The following is a 16,798-nucleotide window of genomic DNA, read 5'->3' as shown; positions in this document are numbered from 1 at the left end:
ACCCGCGCCGGCATCGAAAGCCGCCTCGTCGTCCGGATGCAAGTGCACTGCGTGCGCGAACGGCGAGCGCAGCAGCTCGTCGACGAAGGCCATGGCGCCGCGCGAGCGCGCGCAGTAGTGCAGTTCGAATGGCGAGCCGGCCGCATGCAGCGCCGCCGCCATGCTCAGCAGCGGCGTGATGCCGATGCCGCCCGCGACCAGCAGCGACCATGGGCTTTGCGGTTGCAGCGGGAACAGGTTCCTCGGTACCGAGATTCGCAGCGCGCTGCCCGCGTGCAGCCGGGCGTGCACCGCTTCGGAGCCGCCGCGCGAGGCGGCGGTCTTCAGCACCGCGATGCGATAGCGCGCGGGCGCTGCGCACGGTGCGCCGAGCAGCGAGTACTGCCGCACGAAGCCATCGACATGCACGTCGATGTGTGCCCGGCATCGAAAGCCGGCAGCGGCGTGCCGTCGCGCGCCTCGATCTCGAGGGCGCAGATGTCGGGCGCCACGCTCGCGCGCACGGCGATGCGCGCCTCGATCGGCCTCGTGTCGGTCATTCGGCTTGCACGGCGTTCGACAGGATGCCCACGCCCTCCACTTCGATCTCCACCACGTCGCCCGCGCGCAGGTACAGCGGCGGCTGGCGCTTGAAGCCCACGCCGCCGGGCGTGCCGGTCACGATCACGTCGCCCGGCTCGAGCGCGGTGAAGGTCGAGATGTAGGCGATCAGGGTGGGCATCGGGAAGATCAGCTGCGCGGTCGTCGCCTGCTGCACCACCTCGCCGTTGAGCCGCGTGGCCAGACCCAGTTCCTGGCCATCGGCGATCTCGCCGCGCGTGACCATCCAGGGCCCGAAGCCGCCCGTGGCGGGAAAGTTCTTGCCCCGGCGTCCACTGCGTGGTGTGAGCCTGCCAGTCGCGCACCGAGGCATCGTTGTAGGGCGCATAGCCGGCCACGTGCGCCCAGGCATCCTGCTCGCGGATGCGCCGGCCGCCGCGGCCGATGACGATCGCGATCTCGCCCTCGTAGTCGAGACAGGTGGATTCGCGCGGCAGCACGATCGGCTGGCCGTGGCCGACCTGGGAGGACGCCACGCGCAGGAACACGGTCGGCTGGCCGGTCTTCTCGCGTCGCGCCTCGACGCGGTGCTCCTCGTAGTTGAGGCCGATGCAGAAGATGCGCGGCGCGTCGGGCACGACCGGCAGCAGCGTCACCTCGCCGAGCGCGACGCCCGGGACGGCACTCCGGGCCAAGGCCTCGATCGCGGGCAGGTCCAGTTGGGCAAGCGCGCTGCGCAGCGTGGGGCAGCGCCCCTGCGACGCGGCCTGCAGGTCGACGATGCGTTCATCGACGAGCGCGCCCCAGCGCGCCCGTCCCTGGTGGGAATAGCTCAGAAGTTTCATGACGGAAAGCGGCCCCGACGAGGGGCGGGTGGAAGAAAAACGGAAGAAGGGTCGCGCTCAGTCGGCCGTGACGCCGGCCGACTTCACGATGCGCCCCCACTTGTCGTACTCGGCAAGGAAGTAGCTCCTGAACTGCTCGGGCGTGCCGCCGCGCACGCTCGCGCCCTGCGAGGCCAGCGTCTCCTGCAGCTCCTTCTCGCCGAGCGCCGCGTTGACCGCGGCCGAGAGCTTGTCGATGACGGGCCGCGGCGTGCCGGCCGGCGCCAGCAGCCCGAACCAGGTGCCGGCCTCGAAGCCCGCGACGCCGGCCTGCTGCATGGTCGGCACCTGCGGGAACTGCGGCGAGCGCTCGGTGGAGGTGATCGCGAGCGCGCGCAGCTTGCCGGCCTTGACCAGCGGCGCCGAGGTGCTGAAGACGTCGAACATCAGGTCGATCTGCCCGCCACCAGGTCGACCAGCGCGGGCCCGCTGCCCTTGTAGGGAACGTGCACCATGTCCACGCCGGTCAGCGTCTTGAAGTACTCCCCGGCCAGGTGCGCGGCACTGCCGTTGCCGAAGGATCCGTACGACAGCTTGCCGGGGTTGACCTTGGCCTGCGCGATCAACTCGGCCACGCTGTCGGCCTTGAGGCCCGGCTTCACGGCCAGCAGCAGCGGTTGCGTGGCCACCAGCGCGATCGGCTCGAAGGACTTGACCGGGTCGTAGCTCAGCTTCGCATAGGTGTGCGGCGTCACCGTGAGCGGACCCGCGGCGCTGAACAGCAGCGTGTAGCCGTCGGCCGATGCCTTCGCCACGAAGTCCTGGCCCAGGGTGCCGCCGGCGCCCGCGCGGTTCTCGACCACCACGGCCTGCCCGAGCCGTTCGGACAGCGACTTGGCCATGAGCCGCCCCGTCTGGTCGGTCGAGCCGCCGACTGCGTAGGGAATGATCAGCTTGATGGGTTTGGACGGGTAGGTGCTCGCATGGACGGTGGCGGCACCGACCAGCGCACAGGACGCGAGCGCCAGCGCGGCGGGCCAGCGGAACTTCTTCATCGGGTTCATCGTGTCTTGTCTCCAGGATTTCTTGTCGGGAACGGGGAAGCGGAAAAAGCTAGCGAGCGCTGGTGGCCTCTTCGGCGCTCGGTGCGCCCGGCGTCGCCGCGATGCGGCCGACGGTGTCGCCGAAGCGCTCGAGCATCACCTGCTCGAAGGACACGCCCTCGGAAGCGAACCAGCTTCCCGAGCGCAGTCGGTAGGCCTCGTGCCGCAGCGGAGCCTCGGGCTCGATTCCGCGCGCCAGTGCCTTCGCGCCCGTGAGCACGGTGCGGCGAAAGCGCACCACGGCGGCATCGGAGGCCGACAGATGTTCCTGCGTGCGATCCGCGATGCGGCCCTGACTGTCCTGGATCATCGCGTCCTGCTCGGCCACGCCGCGCACGCCGGTGAAGCTGATGTGCTTCTGGTGGACGCGATCGATCAGGTATTCGTTGGAGCGGTTGCGGATCGGGATGAAGTCCGCATCCACCTCCGCGATCACGCCGTGGCCTTCCTTGAACTTCGCGACCTCCTCCTCGCCGAGCGGACGATCCGGGTTCCACGCATAGGTGTAGATCCAGCAGTTCTCGTCGTCGATCGGCACCCAGGTGTAGCCGAAGTGGGTCTCGCCGGGCAGCGTGGAGGGGGTGGTGCTGTGCGAGGGCAGCGCGAACTGCGCGCTGCGCCAGTAGCGCACGCCATCGTCGGCGCGCCGCGCGCCGCCCACGACGAAGCCGACCTCGTGCTCGAGGATCGAGAACAGCGGCAGCGGGTCCTCGCGGATCCAGCGCAGGCGCTTCTCGTCGGCCGGCGCATCGGGGTTCGCGTTCGAGGGCACGCCCGGTGCCGGCATGTGCAGGAACGAGAAGTGCGAGGTGTCGAGCGCGCCCTCGATCGATTGCGCCCAATTGCATTCCTGCAGCTTCTTGGTGACGTAGCGGTGCGACTCCGGCAACGCCGCGAACTCGAGCTGCGGCAGCTCGGGCAATTCGCGCTCCCAGGGGTCGGGTCCCATGTAGGCCCAGACCACACCGCCGTGCTCGCGCGTCGGGTAGGCCTTGAGCCGCAGCGTCTGGTGGTAGCTCGGCGCCGGGCGGCACGTTGGGCAACTCCACCGGGCGCCCCTGCAGGTCGAACTGCCAGCCATGGAACACGCAGCGGATCGCGCAGTTCTCGTTGCGTCCGAAGTACAGGTCCGCGCCGCGGTGCGGGCAGCGCGCGTCGACCAGTCCGACCACGCCCTCGCTGTTGCGAAAGGCCACCAGCCTCTCGCCCATGATGTTCACGCGCATCGGCGCGCCGTCGCGCTCCGGCAGTTCGCGCGACAGCGCCACGGGCTGCCAGAAGCGGCGGAAGAAGCTGGCCCATCGGTGTCTGGGCCCCGGTGCGGGTGAGCATGTCGTTGTCGGCGGCGCTGAGCATCGCGGTCGTCTCCTCGTGGGTGGTGTTGTTCAGTGCGCGGCCGCTGCCGTGCGCGGATCGCGGATGCCGTGATCGGCGGCCCATTGCAGCGTGTCGAGCGTGTGGCCCGAAGGCGCGTACTCGCAGCCGATCCATCCCTCCCACCCCATCTGCTCGATCAGTTCGAACAGGTAGGGGAAACGGATCTCGCCGGTGCCCGGTTCGTTGCGGCCCGGCACGCTGCCGACCTGGATGTGCCCGATGTGAGGCCATGCGGCCTTCAGGCGTTCGGCGATGGCACCTTGCTCCGTCTGGATGTGGAAGGTGTCGAAGCACAGCTTCACGTTGCCACGGCCCAGCGCCTCGACCACCGCCATGCCCTCCTCGATGCGGTGGTACAGAAAGTCGGGAAAGCGCGCGCGGCAGCAGGGCTCGAGGATCAGCGTGAGCCCGCTGGCGCGAGCCTGGTCGGCGGCCCAGGCGATGTTCTCCTGGAACAGGTCCATGCAGCGGGCGCGGTCCATGTCCGGCCCGATGTTGCCGGGCATCACGTGGATCATCGGACCGCCCACCTGCGTCGCATAGTCGATCGCGGTGTGGATGCTCTGCCGGAAGCGCGCCTCGAGTCCCGGCAGCGCCGCATAGCCGCGCTCGCCGGCGTCCCAGTCGAAGGGCGAGAGGATCTGCACTAGTGCAAGCCCGTTGGCCTCGAGCCGGGCCGCGATCTCGCGTGCCGGGTGTTCGTAGGGAAAGGCCACCTCGACGCCGCGGAAGCCGGCCCTGGCGGCCGCCTCGTAGCGCTCGAGCATCGGGTATTCGGTGAACAGCCACCGCAGGTTGGGATCGAATCGCAGCATCGTGGAATCGCTTCGTGTTTGTCTCGGATGAAGGGCATCGTAGGTAGCGGGTATTGCTAAGACAAGCTAGACTTTTTTAGGCCCTGTTGAGCTTGTCTTATGAATATCGGAAACGTGTCCCTGCGCCAGTTGCGCGCCTTCGTCGCCATCGCCGACGCCGGCAGCTTTGCCGCGGCGGCGCGCCGGCTCCATCTCACGCCCTCGGCGCTGAGCCTGCTGATCCGCGATCTCGAACGCAACGTGGGGGTGCGACTGTTCGACCGCACGACGCGGTCGACCGCCCTCGCGCTGGCGGGCAGCGAGTTCTATCCGCTCGCGCGGCAGGTGCTCGACGATCTCTCGCGCGCGCTCGAGAGCACGCAGGACCTGGAGCAGAAGAAGCGCGGCACGGTGCGTATCGCCTGCACGCCGCTCTTTGCGGCGACGACGCTGCCCGAGATGATCCATCGCTACCGCCGCCGGTATCCGGCGATCGCGGTCTACGTGCTCGATTCGCTGAACCAGCAGGCCACCGCGCGAGTCGTGAGTGGCGAGGCCGACTTGGGCATTGCGCCGCAGCGCCCGACGCCGCCCGAACTGCTGCAGCAGAGCCTGATGCGCGATCGCATCCGGCTGGTGTGCCCGGGCGACCATCCGCTGGCCGCGCGCACCCGAGTGAGCTGGGCGCAAGCGCTGCAGCATCCGTTCGTGAGCCTCACGCCCGACTTCACGAACCGGCTGCAGGCCGATCTGTTCAAGCACTCGGATGCGCTGGCGCTGCATCCGGCGCACGAGGTGTCGTTCATCACCACCGCGCTCGGCATGGTGCGCGGCGGCTTCGGCATCACGGCCCAGCCCAGCCGCGTGCTGCCGATGCTCGAATCCTTCGGCCTGGTGTCGCGGCCGCTGACTTCACCAACGGTGGACCGCCACCTGTCGCTGTTCTGCGCGCGTGCCCGCGCACTGTCGCCGGCGGCCGAAAGCTTCAGGGACTTCCTGGTCGGCGAGCTGCCGGATACACCGGCCGAACTGCGCCCTGGCGCGGGATGAGACCCGCGCTCAGCGCTCCAAATAACCGTAGGCCGACAAACAAGCTTTCAGAGGCGCGCTCGCGCCCGTGCCGTACTCGAGCCGCTGCGGCGTGGTCGACTGCCGGTTCTTCTCGTCCTGTTCGGCCAGCGTCTTGCCCACGCGGTACTGGCACAGCAGCATCAGGTTCTCGGGCACCGACACGCCCGCGGTGTTGGTGAAGGACTTGGGCCGGTCCGAGTGGTAGGTCTCGCTCGGTGCCGCGGCCTTCGGCGCATCCTTGGACGAACCGGACTTCGGCCACAGGCTGCAGCCCGACAACGCCACGACGATGGCCACGAGGCCGCAAAACTTTGGATGCACTTCGATCTCCTGAGGGGTTGCGAGACGCAACGGCTTGCGCTCCCGCCGGCCGCGATGGGGCCGGCGGAATATAGCGGACGCACGGGCCGCGCGCTCGATCGCCCCCTCGGTCCGACACTCAATCGGACAGCGCCCGCATCCGCGCGTACAGGTCGGCCTTGCCCTCGAAGCCGATGCCCGGCAGCGGCGGCAGCGTGACATGGCCGTTCTCCACCTTCACGCCATCGGGGAAGCCGCCGAAGGGCTGGAACAGGTCGGGGGCAGGACTCGTTGCCGCCGAGCCCCAGACCGGCCGCGATGTTGAGCGACATCTGGTGGCCGCCATGCGGGATGCAGCGGCTCGCCGACCAGCCGTGCTGCTCGAGCATGTCGAGCGTGCGCAGGTACTCGACCAGGCCGTAGCTGAGCGCGCAGTCGAACTGCAGCCAGTCGCGGTCGGGCCGCATGCCGCCATGACGGATCAGGTTGCGCGCGTCCTGCATCGAGAACAGGTTCTCGCCCGTGGCCATCGGGTTGGCGTAGTAGTTGCGCAGCGTGGCCTGCAGTTCGAAGTCGAGCGGATCGCCGGCTTCCTCGTACCAGAAGAGGTCGTACTGCGACAGCGCCTTGGCATAGGCGATCGCCGTGTCGAGGTCGAAGCGGCCGTTCGCATCCACGCAGAGCTTCTGGCCGTCCTGCAGCACGCTCAAGATCGAGTCGATGCGGCGCAGGTCCTCGTCGAGCGAGTCGCCGCCGATCTTCTTCTTGACCACCGTGTAGCCGCGGTCGATGTAGCTGCGCATCTCGTCCTTGAGCTTGCCGTGGTCCTGGCCCGGGTAGTAGTAGCCGCCGGCCGCGTAGACGAAGACCTTCGGCTTCGGCGTGCCGTTGCCGTAGCGCTCGGCCAGCAGCTGGAACAGGGGCTTGCCCTCGATCTTCGCCACCGCGTCCCACACCGCCATGTCGATGGTGCCGATGGCCACCGAACGCTCGCCGTGGCCGCCGGGCTTCTCGTTCTTGAACATCGTGTCCCACACCTTGTGCGGATCGAGGTTGCGGCCGCTCGCGTCGAGCAGCGTGTCGGGCTCGGCTTCGAGGATGCGCGGAATGAAGCGCTCGCGCATCAGCGTGCCCTGGCCGTAGCGGCCGTTCGAATTGAAGCCGTAGCCGACCACCGGCTTGCCGTCGCGGACCACGTCGGTGATCACCGCCACGAGGCTCAGGGTCATCTTGCTAAAGTCGATGTACGCATTGCGGATGGGCGAACTGATCGGAAGGGTCTGTTCGCGGATCTCGACGATCTTCACGGGAGGTCTCCAGGAGCTGAGGAAGACCCGATGGTGGCCGCGCGGCGCCGATCCGGCCAATGCCCTTTTTCTAGACTTCGATGCCTTGAAAGCACCGCCATGAATTTCCTCTGGCTCGACGACTTCCTGGTGCTGGCCGAAACGGGCAACTTCTCGCGCGCGGCCGAGGAGCGCCACCTGACCCAGCCGGCCTTCAGCCGCCGCGTGCGCGCGCTCGAGGAATGGCTGGGCACCGAGCTGTTCGACCGCAGCGGCCAGCCCGCCACGCTCACGCCCGCGGGCGAATGGTTCGGCACGGTCGCGCGCGAACTGCGCGCGCGCGTCGACCGCATTCCGGCCGATGCGCGCGCCGTCAACGAAGCCGATGCCGCGACCCTGCGGCTCGCCGCCACGCATGCGCTCTCGTTCACCTTCCTGCCGCGCTGGCTGCGCACGCTCGAGTCGCGCGTGGCGCTGGGCCCGGTGCAGCTCATGTCGGACCTGCTGCCGCGCTGCGAGCTGCTGCTGTCGCAAGGCAAGGTGCAGTTCGTGTTGAGCCATGCGCATCCCGAGGCCGCGAACTCGCTCGATCACTCGGGAGCGCTGTCGACGCAGGTCGGTGCCGATGCGCTGGTGCCGGTCAGCGCGCCCGGTGCCAGGGGCCGCGCGCGGCACGTGCTGGGCAAGAGCCCCGCCACGCCCGTGCCGCTGCTCGCCTACAGCCAGGAATCGGGACTGGGACGGATCGCGCAGGCCGTGCTGGGTCGCAGGCTCGATGCGCTGGCACCGAAGGTGGTGTTCACCGCGCACCTGGCCTCGGTGCTGCGGACCATGGCGCTCGATGGGCGGGGGATTGCGTGGCTGCCGAGGACCTTGGTCGACGAGGACATCGCGGCGGGCACGCTGGTGCCGGCCGGTGGCGAGGAATGGGTCGTGCCGCTGCAGGTGCGGCTGTACCGCGGGCGCGAGCTGATGGGCAAGGCGGTCGAGGCGTTCTGGAAGGCGGCGCATCGCCACGCTCGACCCTGACATTCACCGGACCCATCGCCATGGGAGCATGGCTCCGGGAATTCCTCTTCGGAGTTCGTAGCGTTTCTGACGGCTCGCAACCGGACAAGCGGGCTACCGCGCCTCGAGCGATCCGAGCTTGAACTCGACGCTGCGGACCAGATCCACCAGGCGGGGGCCCAAGCTCCTTTCGAGCTGGTCGATATCCGTGGAGTAGGACGGCACGGTCAGGTTGAAGGCCAGTGCCATTCCATTGACGGGCATGCGCATCGGGACTCCCACCGCAGCGAGCGTGGGTTGCCAGTCGCCCGACACCACGCAGAAGTCTCGCGCGGCGATTTGCTCCTGGGCCTGCGCCGCTGCTTGCGAGAACGCAGTCCAGTCTTCAGGCTGCGATTCCTCGAGCCGCTTCAGAACCAAGGCGCGTTCTTGCGGATCAAGCGCGAAGAGCAGCGCCCTGCCCATCGCCGTGCGCAAGATCGGACGCGTGGAGCCGATATCGGGACGGGTCGAGTTGGTGTCCAACCCTTGAACCGTTTCGACGTAGACGACCTGTAGTCGATCCCGTGTCCCCACAGACACAGGACCCCGCACATAGCGCGCGAGCTCCAGCATCTCGGGCGCGGCCACCCGCCGGATCATCAACTGCGACAGCAGCGGATAGCCCAGCGACAGCACCGCAGGCCCGAGCGAGTACTTGCCTGTCTGCAAGTCCTTTCGCAGATACCCCAACCCCATGAGCGTGAAGGCGAGCCGCGAGACGGTGGGGCGCGTCAGTCCCAACTTGTCAGCGATGTCCTTGTTGCCGAGGGTCAGCGCCCCACCCGCAAAGCAGCCAAGCACCGCCAACCCCGAAGCCAGCGTAGACGCGAACTGCGGATGGTTGGCCGACGCTTCGTCGCCGAGGAATTCCGGACCAGGGAGATCCCGCTTGGCGGGTTGTTGAGATGCCATGTTGACATTTTATCGACACGTTTTCATAATTTCGTTCCATTAAATGGTCTTATAACACATATCGTTCAACTATGTGGAATTCAAACGAAAGGCAGGAAAAATGATCACACGGCCAGCGCTCAAGGACCACGGCTCGCTGCTGTTCTCCTTCGCCGTCGTTGCGGATACCCATGTGAACGAACGCGACGACGCTTCCAGCTCTCCGTATCACACGAATCAGCTGGCCAACGAGCGCGCGCGCCACGTGTTTCAGGACATCGCTGCCATGTCGCCGGCACCAGCCTTCGTCGTTCACTTGGGCGACATCGTCCATCCCGTGCCCTCGCTGCCGACGTTCGGCGATGCGGTCGCGCAATTCAAGGCCATCGCCTCCCCCCTCAAGGTGCCCTTGCATCTGGTACCGGGCAATCACGACGTTGGCGACAAGCGCGTCGACTGGATGCCCGCTGACCAGGTGTGCGGCGACTACCTCGACATCTACCGTGGCGCCTTCGGAGCCGACTACCACGCCTTCGACCGCGAGAACCTTCGCTTCGTCTTCTTGAACTCGCTGTTGCTCAATTCGGGCCTGCCTCAGGAGCAGGCGCAGAAGCAGTGGTTCGAGGCGCAGATGGATGGTGCGGACGACAAGCGGGTGTTCCTGTTCATGCACTACCCCCCGTTCATCTACAAGGAGGACGAACGCGGCAACTACGACAACGTGGACGAACCGGCCCGGAGCTGGCTGTTGGCGCAGATGAAGCGGCCGCATGTCGAAGGCGTGTTCGCCGGGCACGTCCACAACTTCTGGTACGACAGGACCGGTAACGCCGAGTTCTACATGCTGCCCTCGACCGCATTCCTGCGGCACGATTTCACCGAGTTCTACAAGGTGTCGCCGGGTTACGAGTTCGGCCGGGGCGATGTGGAAAAGTTCGGCTACTTTGTCGTCGATGTCTTCGAGACGGGCCACGTGGCTTACTCGGTCCGCACCATGGGCCGGCAGTCGGCCCTCGGCGCACCCGCCGCACGGATGCCCATGCGCTACCTGGCACATCCAAAGACTTCGACCTTCGATGGCGTGGGCGTCGAGCTGCGACATCCATGGGCCGAGTCGATGCAGATCACGGCCACCGGCGGGGTGCAGGAGTTCGGCCGCAAATGGGCGCGCAATGACTATCCCCTGCTCGCGCTTTGGGAGATGGGCGCACGCCTGGCAAAGGTGCCGGATCTCGACCTGGCGGAGCCGGAATCGCGGGAACGCATGCGGCTCATGGCGAAGCTGGGCCACCGCTACATCGTTTCCACGTTGAAGCTCCCGAAAACCGATGCGCTGGCCGAAGCCGACGTCGAAGGCTGCGGCGTCGACGCATTCGAAGTCAACATCACGCTCGACAACTTCTCGCGCCGCAAGGACGAGTGGCGCGCATTTCGCGAGGCCACCGGACGAAAGCTCTATCTGTCCAAGATCCTGACCTACGACGGCTCGCACTACGACGGCAAGCACTTCAGTCATTTCGTCCACGCCGGCTTTTCGCTCGACGAACTCGACGCGCATGCCGAGCGGCTGGCAGCGGGTCGCTCGGCCGGGGAGTTCGACGGCATCACCGTGCGGCTCGAGGCCGAGCAGGATCTTGCCGCGAACGTCCGTGCCTTGAACCGGTTCGTCGAGCGCACGCGATGTCAGGTGCTGGTATCGCTCAAGCTGTCTGGAACGAGCTTGGCGATCGCGCGCACCGACGACCGTGGCAATGTGGCAAAGGTGGCGCAATCGATGATTCTCTCGAAGCTTTCGCCGTCCATCCGCTATGTCTTCGACACCTTCATGGACGTGGACCGAGGCTACTTTCCGCGCCACGCGTTCATCGACAGGCGCTTCAATCCGCGCCCTGCCGCGCAGGCCTTCGCGATGCTCGCGGCATTGTTCTCGGATTTCGAATCCTTCGCGCTGACGGATGCGGCAACAGCCCGCCCGGGCTCGCTGCAGTTCAGCGCCGGCCCTGACCGCTACGTCCTGCTGTGCGAAGACGCGCGGGCCGCGGCAGAGTACCTCGATGCCCATGCGCCGAAGGTGGCATACGACCTGGTCGAAGGCACCACCTTTACCGGCCAGGAACCCGTCGCCGCGTTGCGCGCCCGCCTATCGGACCGCGACCTGCCGAAGGAAACGCAAGTCCTCCTGATCCGCCTGTCCTAGTTCGTCCATCCTGCCCGGAGCGCTGCCATGTCCATCAAGTCTCTTGTCTGCGGCGTGTTCGTCGCAACGCTTTCTGCGGCTTCCACGGCTGCATTCCCCGACAACCCTGTCAAGTTGGTTGTGGCCTACGCGCCAGGGGGTTCGACAGACATCATCGCGCGGCTGCTGGGCGCCCGGCTGAGCGCCAGATGGGGTCAGCAGGTGGTGGTGGAAAACAGGACCGGTGCGAGCGGCATGATCGGCGCGGAGGCCGTCTCGCGCGCGAAGCCCGATGGCTACACCTTGCTGCTGGGCTACACGCCCGAGGTCTCAATGAACAAGCTCGTGTTCAAGAACATGCGCTACGACCCCATCACGGACCTTACGCCCATCGCGCTGATCGCCTCGGCTCCCCTCGTGCTCGCCGCCGGCCCCAAATCGCCGATCGGCAGCATGAAGGAACTGATTGCGCGCAAGGGGAGCGGCCAGTCGATCTCGTACGGATCGCCGGGGACCGGTGGCCAACAGCACATCGCCGGCGAACTGCTTGCACGCCAGACCGGCATGCAGCTCACCCACGTGCCCTATCGAGGAACGGGGCTTGCCGTCGCCGACCTGATCGGCGGGCAGATCGATCTGTTCTGGGCGACGACGCCACCGTTGCTGCAGCAAATCCGTGCAGGCAGGCTCAAGCCCTTGGCGGTCGCGGGGCCGGCAAGAGAAAGCTGCTGCCGGATGTACCGACCACCACCGAACTGGGCATGCCGAATCTTCAGCTCACCAACTGGTTCGGCGTGTTCGGCCCGAAGGCGATGCCCTCCGCAATCGCGAACTCCATCGCAGCGGATGTGATGCAGGAGTTGGCGGACCCGGCCATGGTGAAAGGCCTCGAAGACCAGGGGCTGACCCCGACACCCATGCAGGGCGGCGCGTTTCGTTCATTCATCGACACCGAGATGAAGAAGTACGAGCAGATCGTCAAGGACACCGGCGTCACTGCCTCGCAGTGACGGATGCGACGGCGTCGATACCGGATCGATTTGGCCGCCGAGCTCCCTCGCACTCGCCATGGTGAGGACGACTTCCCCTGTTTTCGTCTCGCAGGTACAGCCCCCAACGATGCGCGCTCGCGGCGCCACGGGAGGCATCGGTACCAGCCCGCCGGAGTGACCTACCATCCACAACACGCGCGAATCCAAGGCGACACGGCAGATCCGAACCTCCAACACACAGAACGGAGACCCGCATGAGAAAGCTCAAGATCATGGAACACGTATCGCTCGACGGCGTGATCCAGTCCTCCAGCGAGGACGGCTTCCCGCACGGCGACTGGACCGCGCCTTACCGCACGCCCGAAGGCCGCGACGAGGTCCTCGCCGCGCACGGCGAACGCTTCGACCTGCTGCTGGGCCGCCGCACCTACGACCTGTGGTCGGACTACTGGCCCAAGGCACCGGGCGGGCCGATGGCGGACGGCCTGAATGCGGCGACCAGTACGTCGTGACGCATCGCCCCGACAGCCTGGCCTGGGGCCCGTCCGAAGGCCTCGGGCCGGACATCGCCGAGAGCGTCGGCCGCCTCAAGTCGAGCGCCGGCCCGGACCTCGTGCTCTGGGGCAGCTCGACGCTGACATCGGCGCTGCTCGAGCACGGGCTGGTCGACTAGATGATGCTGATCGTCTATCCGGTGCTGCTGGGCACCGGCAAGCGCCTTTTCGCGCAGGGTTTGCCGGCGCGCGCCTTCGAGCTGGTGGGCAGCAAGACGACGCCGTCGGGGCTGGTGCTCGGCAGCTACAGGTTCGCTGGTGCTTTGAAGACTTGATAGTCCAACGGCGCGGCGTTCCGATCGACAAGCACGGCCAAACTTCGAGGGCTCACGAAAGGAGGCCTTGTCCTTGGTTGTCTCCAGCCAGATCAGCGAACACTTCGTCGGCATCGCGAAACCGCCCTTGCTCGATCTCGCGATGTCCCAATGCCAGGAGCTTCAGCAACGCGATCGTCTTTTCGCGTTCCTCATGGCTGCGGACATCCATCACCACGAGCTTCCCTTCTCCGTCTTGAGTGATCAGCAGCGCTTCGCGGCTCTCCAAGATCTCCTTGACGAGATCCGTCGCGTGGTCCTTGAGATAGCTGATGGGTTTGACTCGGGTCGAGAACTTCATCGGAGTGGTCCTTCCGTGAACATGAAGGATCGATTCTGAACTGGATGAAGTCCCTCAACCCTTCAACTCAAACCACACCCTGCGCCAGCATCGCATCCGCCACCTTGACGAAGCCGCCACGTTCGCCCCGTCGACATAGCTCACGCGGCCAGCCTCGCGACGCCCGTGGGCCAGGCAGGCCTCGTGGATGCTGCGCATGATCTGCAGCAGGCGCGCGTCGACCTCCTCGCGCGGCCATGACAGGCGCGCGGCGTTCTGGCTCATCTCCAGGCCCGAGGTGGCGACGCCGCCGGCATTGCTGGCCTTGCCCGGCGCATACAGCACGTCGGCCGCCTCGAACACCTTGACCGCCTCGATGGTGGACGGCATGTTCGCGCCCTCGGCCACGCAGACCACGCCGTTCTTCACCAGCGTCTTCGCATCCTCGACGTCGAGCTCGTTCTGGGTCGCACTGGGCAGCGCCACATCCACCGGCACGTGCCACGGCGTGGCATCGGCGACGAACTTCGCGCCGACGCGCTCGGCGTAGTCGCTCACGCGGCCGTAGTGATGGTTCTTCACGTCCATCAGCACCGCGAGCTTCTCGGCGGTGAAGCCCGACTCGTCGACCACCGTGCCGCTGGAGTCGGACACCGTAACCACCTTCGCCCCGAGCGCCGTGGCCTTCTCGATCGTGTACTGGGCGACGTTGCCCGCGCCCGAGACCGACACGCGCAGGCCCTCGAAGCTGCGCCCGCGCGTCTGCAGCATCTCCTGCGCGAAATAGACGTTGCCGTAGCCCGTGGCCTCGGGTCGGATCAGCGAGCCGCCGAACGAGAGGCCCTTGCCGGTGAACACGCAGTCGGCGCGGTTGGTGAGCTTCTTGACCATGCCGGTGAGGTAGCCCACCTCGCGGCCGCCCACGCCGATGTCGCCCGCGGGCACGTCGGTGTAGGCGCCCACGTGGCGGAACAGCTCGGTGGCGAAGGCCTGGCAGAAGCGCATGACCTCGCCCTGGCTGCGGCCCTTGGGGTCGAAGTCGGAGCCGCCCTTGCCGCCGCCCATCGGCAGCGTGGTCAGCGCGTTCTTGAAGGTCTGCTCGAAGGCCAGGAACTTCAGGATCGACAGGTTCACCGACGGATGGAAACGCAGGCCGCCCTTGTACGGGCCGATGGCCAGACTGTGCTGGATGCGATAACCGCGGTTGACCTGCACGTCGCCGTGGTCGTCGGTCCAGCAGACACGGAAGGTGATCACGCGCTCGGGCTCCACCAGCCGTTCCAGCAGCGCCTGCGCCTGGTAGCGCGGATGCTGTGCGATGAAGGGCCACAGGCTCTGGATGACCTCGGTCACGGCCTGCAGGTATTCGGGCTGCCCGGGATTGCGCTGAGCCACATGGGCCAGGAAGTCTTGGGCGCTGGCGTGCTTCATTCCTCTATCTCCAAAAAGGTGCGTTCTGACCAAAATCGTGCATTGTCATGCACGAATGGCTCAAGGTTATGCACCAAAGTAATGAAACTTGTAGGGATAAGGTTCGAATCTGCACCAACTTAGATTGAAAACGAGTTTCGCCGTCAGCTGATGTGTCCGGTGGCGTCACGCGGTGGCCAATCCACAGTCTCGAACGACGAGGTGTCCGGGAAGCAGACGCCCGCTGTCCCCGAATCATCCGGACGTCGCCGCGGCGGCGATCGCAAGTCGTTGATTTCAAAGGATTCCGGTGCTGGCATGTTGCGCGCTACGACGAAAAGGCGGCAGCGCATGCCGCAACTTCCCACCACCGCAAAGCTTCCGAGAACCTCCAAATGCCACACCATCATCCCGCCGAGCACGACGACATCTGGTCCGTGGAGGGCCGCTTCCAGCACCTGCTTTACAGCCCCGAAGGCGGCATCGAAGGGCTGTTGATCGACACCGAAGGCATCGCCACGCAGTTCGTGGTCGATCCCCACGACTGCGCCAGCGTCGCCCTGTTGCTGGGCCTTCGTCGCGACCAGGCGCTGGTCGTCGAAGGCCGCGATCAAACCATCGCCGAAGGGCGACGGCGAACACGTGGTCTACCACTTCGAGCGACTGGCGGCCGTCGACGGTCGCGCGACCGAAGCGGCGGCACGACCGACGCAGGTGCGCGGCAAGGTCGTGCGCCTGAACTTCGCCAGGCATGGCGCCGCCAATGGCGTCGTCCTGGACAGCGGCGATTTCGTTCACCTCCGTCCGCAAGGAATGGAGCGCTTGCAGCTGAAGCCCGGCGATCAGGTGCAAGCGCAAGGCGCGGCCTCTCCGCTCGCCACGGACAGCGGGTGGGTGATCGAAGCGCACAGCGTCAACGGCGAATCGCTTTGACCGGCGCAGGTAGCGCGCGGTATCGGCGCTGACGCTCGCAACCTCCCCGGGCTGACCTAGATCCGCCCGCCGTCCGTCAGCACCGTGCGCCCCGTCACCCAGCGCGCATCGTTCGACGCGAGGAACGCCACCACGTCGGCGATGTCCTCGGGCTCGGCCAGCCGGCCCAGCGGCGTGAGCGCGGTCTCCTCGCGCAGGTGATCGGCGGGGATGCCCGAGGTCATGTCGGTGCGCGTGATGGCGGGCGCCACCGCGTTGACGCGGATGTTGCGCGCGCCGAGCTCCATCGCGAAGCCCTTGGTCAGCACCTCGACCGCGCCCTTGGCAGCCGAATACAGCGCGGTGCCGCCGCCGGGGGATGTGGACCAGGTCGGTCGACACGTTGACGATGGCGCCGCCCGCCTTCGGGATGTGCGGCAGCACGGCCTGCGTCAGCACGATGGTGCTCACGCATGGGTGTCCATCTGCTCGACGAACATGGCGCGCGTGAGCTCGCCCCACCGGCGCCGCGACGAAGGTGCCGGCCGCATGCACGAGGATGTCGATGTGGCCGTAGGCCTCGGCGATGGCGGCCACGGCGGCGTTCGCCGCGGCCTCGTCGGCGACGTCGGCCTGGAACGCGGATGCGCGGCCGCCCTCGGCGACGATGCCACGCACCACGGCCTCGGCCGCGGCGGCATTGCTCCGGTGCAGCAGCGCGACGGTGATGCCGTCGCGCGCGAGGCGGCGCGCCACGGCGGTGCCGACTAGCCGGCGCGCAGCCGCCGGAGACGACGGCGATCTTCTGGTTCTGTGTGTTCATGAGGAAGCTTCTTTCTCCGCGGAGAGGGATGACAAGGAAGCTTCGAAGGTAGGGCCGCGCGGCGCGTTGCACGAGCCATGCGGGCGCAACGGGGCGTTGCC

Annotated in this window: 15 protein-coding genes and 7 pseudogenes; 8 read left to right on the top strand and 14 right to left on the bottom strand. The window is 66.9% G+C overall.

Features of this window, described 5'->3' with window-relative positions:
- Positions 1-323: 323 nt before the first annotated feature.
- The 6 genes and pseudogenes from ACHMXE_RS08855 to ACHMXE_RS08830 form a co-directional block, all read right to left on the bottom strand.
- A complete protein-coding gene (locus ACHMXE_RS08855; RefSeq protein WP_395345716.1) occupies positions 324-539 on the bottom strand; it encodes a hypothetical protein in 216 nt (71 codons plus the stop codon).
- Positions 536-1,385, bottom strand: a pseudogene (locus ACHMXE_RS08850) (fumarylacetoacetate hydrolase family protein). Before ACHMXE_RS08850 ends, ACHMXE_RS08855 begins: the two are co-directional and overlap by 4 nt.
- 57 nt (positions 1,386-1,442) lie before the next feature.
- A pseudogene (locus tag ACHMXE_RS08845) lies at positions 1,443-2,266 on the bottom strand (tripartite tricarboxylate transporter substrate binding protein).
- 211 nt (positions 2,267-2,477) lie between these two features.
- Positions 2,478-3,548: a ring-hydroxylating oxygenase subunit alpha gene (locus ACHMXE_RS08840; protein WP_395345714.1), complete on the bottom strand. Its 1,071-nt coding sequence runs from the start codon at positions 3,546-3,548 to the stop codon at positions 2,478-2,480.
- 4 nt (positions 3,549-3,552) lie between these two features.
- Positions 3,553-3,693, bottom strand: a pseudogene (locus ACHMXE_RS08835) (Rieske 2Fe-2S domain-containing protein); the annotation flags it as partial.
- Positions 3,694-3,852: 159 nt separating this feature from the next.
- Positions 3,853-4,659 carry a hydroxypyruvate isomerase family protein gene (locus ACHMXE_RS08830; RefSeq protein WP_395345712.1) on the bottom strand — a complete coding sequence of 269 codons (807 nt, stop codon included), beginning with the start codon at positions 4,657-4,659 and terminating at the stop codon, positions 3,853-3,855.
- Positions 4,660-4,773: 114 nt separating this feature from the next.
- On the opposite strand from ACHMXE_RS08830, the gene ACHMXE_RS08825 reads away from it, so the two are divergent.
- Positions 4,774-5,688, top strand: a complete 915-nt coding sequence (locus tag ACHMXE_RS08825) for a LysR substrate-binding domain-containing protein (RefSeq protein WP_395345710.1) — start codon at positions 4,774-4,776, stop codon at positions 5,686-5,688.
- Positions 5,689-5,697: 9 nt separating this feature from the next.
- On the opposite strand, the gene ACHMXE_RS08820 is transcribed toward ACHMXE_RS08825, so the two are convergent.
- The gene (locus ACHMXE_RS08820) at positions 5,698-6,030 is read right to left on the bottom strand and encodes a hypothetical protein (RefSeq protein ID WP_203207837.1); all 333 of its coding nucleotides are present in this window, start codon (positions 6,028-6,030) and stop codon (positions 5,698-5,700) included.
- A gap of 118 nt (positions 6,031-6,148) precedes the next feature.
- Positions 6,149-7,316: pseudogene (locus ACHMXE_RS08815) on the bottom strand (mandelate racemase/muconate lactonizing enzyme family protein).
- 99 nt (positions 7,317-7,415) lie between these two features.
- Between ACHMXE_RS08815 and ACHMXE_RS08810 the strand changes: the two are divergent.
- Complete coding sequence (locus ACHMXE_RS08810) at positions 7,416-8,324, top strand: LysR family transcriptional regulator (protein WP_209545660.1); 909 nt, start codon at positions 7,416-7,418, stop codon at positions 8,322-8,324.
- A gap of 93 nt (positions 8,325-8,417) precedes the next feature.
- Here the strand turns inward: ACHMXE_RS08810 and ACHMXE_RS08805 are convergent, their stop codons facing one another.
- Positions 8,418-9,257 carry an IclR family transcriptional regulator gene (locus ACHMXE_RS08805; RefSeq protein ID WP_395345708.1) on the bottom strand — a complete coding sequence of 280 codons (840 nt, stop codon included), beginning with the start codon at positions 9,255-9,257 and terminating at the stop codon, positions 8,418-8,420.
- Between the two features lie 100 nt (positions 9,258-9,357).
- Here ACHMXE_RS08805 and ACHMXE_RS08800 point away from each other — a divergent pair, with 100 nt between their 5' ends.
- The 5 genes and pseudogenes from ACHMXE_RS08800 (at position 9,358) to ACHMXE_RS08780 (ending at position 13,233) form a co-directional block, all read left to right on the top strand.
- Positions 9,358-11,433: a metallophosphoesterase gene (locus ACHMXE_RS08800; RefSeq protein WP_209545664.1), complete on the top strand. Its 2,076-nt coding sequence runs from the start codon at positions 9,358-9,360 to the stop codon at positions 11,431-11,433.
- A gap of 27 nt (positions 11,434-11,460) precedes the next feature.
- Positions 11,461-12,422: pseudogene (locus tag ACHMXE_RS08795) on the top strand (Bug family tripartite tricarboxylate transporter substrate binding protein).
- Between the two features lie 236 nt (positions 12,423-12,658).
- Positions 12,659-12,916: a hypothetical protein gene (locus tag ACHMXE_RS08790; protein ID WP_395345706.1), complete on the top strand. Its 258-nt coding sequence runs from the start codon at positions 12,659-12,661 to the stop codon at positions 12,914-12,916.
- Positions 12,913-13,077: a hypothetical protein gene (locus ACHMXE_RS08785; protein WP_395345704.1), complete on the top strand. Its 165-nt coding sequence runs from the start codon at positions 12,913-12,915 to the stop codon at positions 13,075-13,077. The genes ACHMXE_RS08790 and ACHMXE_RS08785 overlap by 4 nt, the downstream gene beginning before the upstream one ends.
- Entirely contained in the window at positions 13,078-13,233 is a 156-nt protein-coding gene (locus tag ACHMXE_RS08780) for a hypothetical protein (RefSeq protein ID WP_395345702.1), read from the top strand.
- A gap of 52 nt (positions 13,234-13,285) precedes the next feature.
- Here ACHMXE_RS08780 and ACHMXE_RS08775 read toward each other — a convergent pair whose 3' ends face one another.
- The 3 genes and pseudogenes from ACHMXE_RS08775 to ACHMXE_RS08765 form a co-directional block, all read right to left on the bottom strand.
- Positions 13,286-13,573, bottom strand: coding sequence for a type II toxin-antitoxin system Phd/YefM family antitoxin (locus ACHMXE_RS08775; protein ID WP_395345699.1), 288 nt, complete (start codon positions 13,571-13,573; stop codon positions 13,286-13,288).
- A 67-nt stretch (positions 13,574-13,640) separates the two neighbouring features.
- Positions 13,641-14,983: pseudogene (gene gdhA / locus ACHMXE_RS08770) on the bottom strand (NADP-specific glutamate dehydrogenase).
- A gap of 143 nt (positions 14,984-15,126) precedes the next feature.
- The gene (locus ACHMXE_RS08765; protein ID WP_395345696.1) at positions 15,127-15,576 is read right to left on the bottom strand and encodes a hypothetical protein; all 450 of its coding nucleotides are present in this window, start codon (positions 15,574-15,576) and stop codon (positions 15,127-15,129) included.
- A gap of 28 nt (positions 15,577-15,604) precedes the next feature.
- On the opposite strand from ACHMXE_RS08765, the gene ACHMXE_RS08760 reads away from it, so the two are divergent.
- Entirely contained in the window at positions 15,605-15,895 is a 291-nt protein-coding gene (locus ACHMXE_RS08760; RefSeq protein WP_395345693.1) for a hypothetical protein, read from the top strand.
- 56 nt (positions 15,896-15,951) lie between these two features.
- Here the strand turns inward: ACHMXE_RS08760 and ACHMXE_RS08755 are convergent, their stop codons facing one another.
- Positions 15,952-16,203, bottom strand: a complete 252-nt coding sequence (locus ACHMXE_RS08755) for an SDR family NAD(P)-dependent oxidoreductase (protein ID WP_395345690.1) — start codon at positions 16,201-16,203, stop codon at positions 15,952-15,954.
- Positions 16,204-16,324: 121 nt separating this feature from the next.
- Positions 16,325-16,630 (bottom strand): annotated as a pseudogene (locus tag ACHMXE_RS08750) (SDR family NAD(P)-dependent oxidoreductase); the annotation flags it as partial.
- Positions 16,631-16,798 lie beyond the last annotated feature (168 nt).

Source organism: Variovorax sp. UC122_21, from assembly GCF_044056785.1.
Classification (GTDB): domain Bacteria; phylum Pseudomonadota; class Gammaproteobacteria; order Burkholderiales; family Burkholderiaceae_C; genus Variovorax.
The sequence above is the reverse complement of the archived record's forward strand: the minus strand, read 5'-3'. Positions and strand labels throughout refer to the sequence as shown.

What these genes read in the sequence shown, in the direction of transcription:
- ACHMXE_RS08855 (WP_395345716.1), bottom strand. Translation starts at nt 539, where the DNA reads ATGACCGACACGAGGCCGATCGAGGCGCGCATCGCCGTGCGCGCGAGC.
- ACHMXE_RS08840 (WP_395345714.1), bottom strand. Translation starts at nt 3,548, where the DNA reads ATGGCTGGCAGTTCGACCTGCAGGGGCGCCCGGTGGAGTTGCCCAACG.
- ACHMXE_RS08830 (WP_395345712.1), bottom strand. Translation starts at nt 4,659, where the DNA reads ATGCTGCGATTCGATCCCAACCTGCGGTGGCTGTTCACCGAATACCCG.
- ACHMXE_RS08810 (WP_209545660.1), top strand. Translation starts at nt 7,416, where the DNA reads ATGAATTTCCTCTGGCTCGACGACTTCCTGGTGCTGGCCGAAACGGGC.
- ACHMXE_RS08805 (WP_395345708.1), bottom strand. Translation starts at nt 9,257, where the DNA reads ATGGCATCTCAACAACCCGCCAAGCGGGATCTCCCTGGTCCGGAATTC.
- ACHMXE_RS08800 (WP_209545664.1), top strand. Translation starts at nt 9,358, where the DNA reads ATGATCACACGGCCAGCGCTCAAGGACCACGGCTCGCTGCTGTTCTCC.
- ACHMXE_RS08790 (WP_395345706.1), top strand. Translation starts at nt 12,659, where the DNA reads ATGAGAAAGCTCAAGATCATGGAACACGTATCGCTCGACGGCGTGATC.
- ACHMXE_RS08780 (WP_395345702.1), top strand. Translation starts at nt 13,078, where the DNA reads ATGATGCTGATCGTCTATCCGGTGCTGCTGGGCACCGGCAAGCGCCTT.
- ACHMXE_RS08775 (WP_395345699.1), bottom strand. Translation starts at nt 13,573, where the DNA reads ATGAAGTTCTCGACCCGAGTCAAACCCATCAGCTATCTCAAGGACCAC.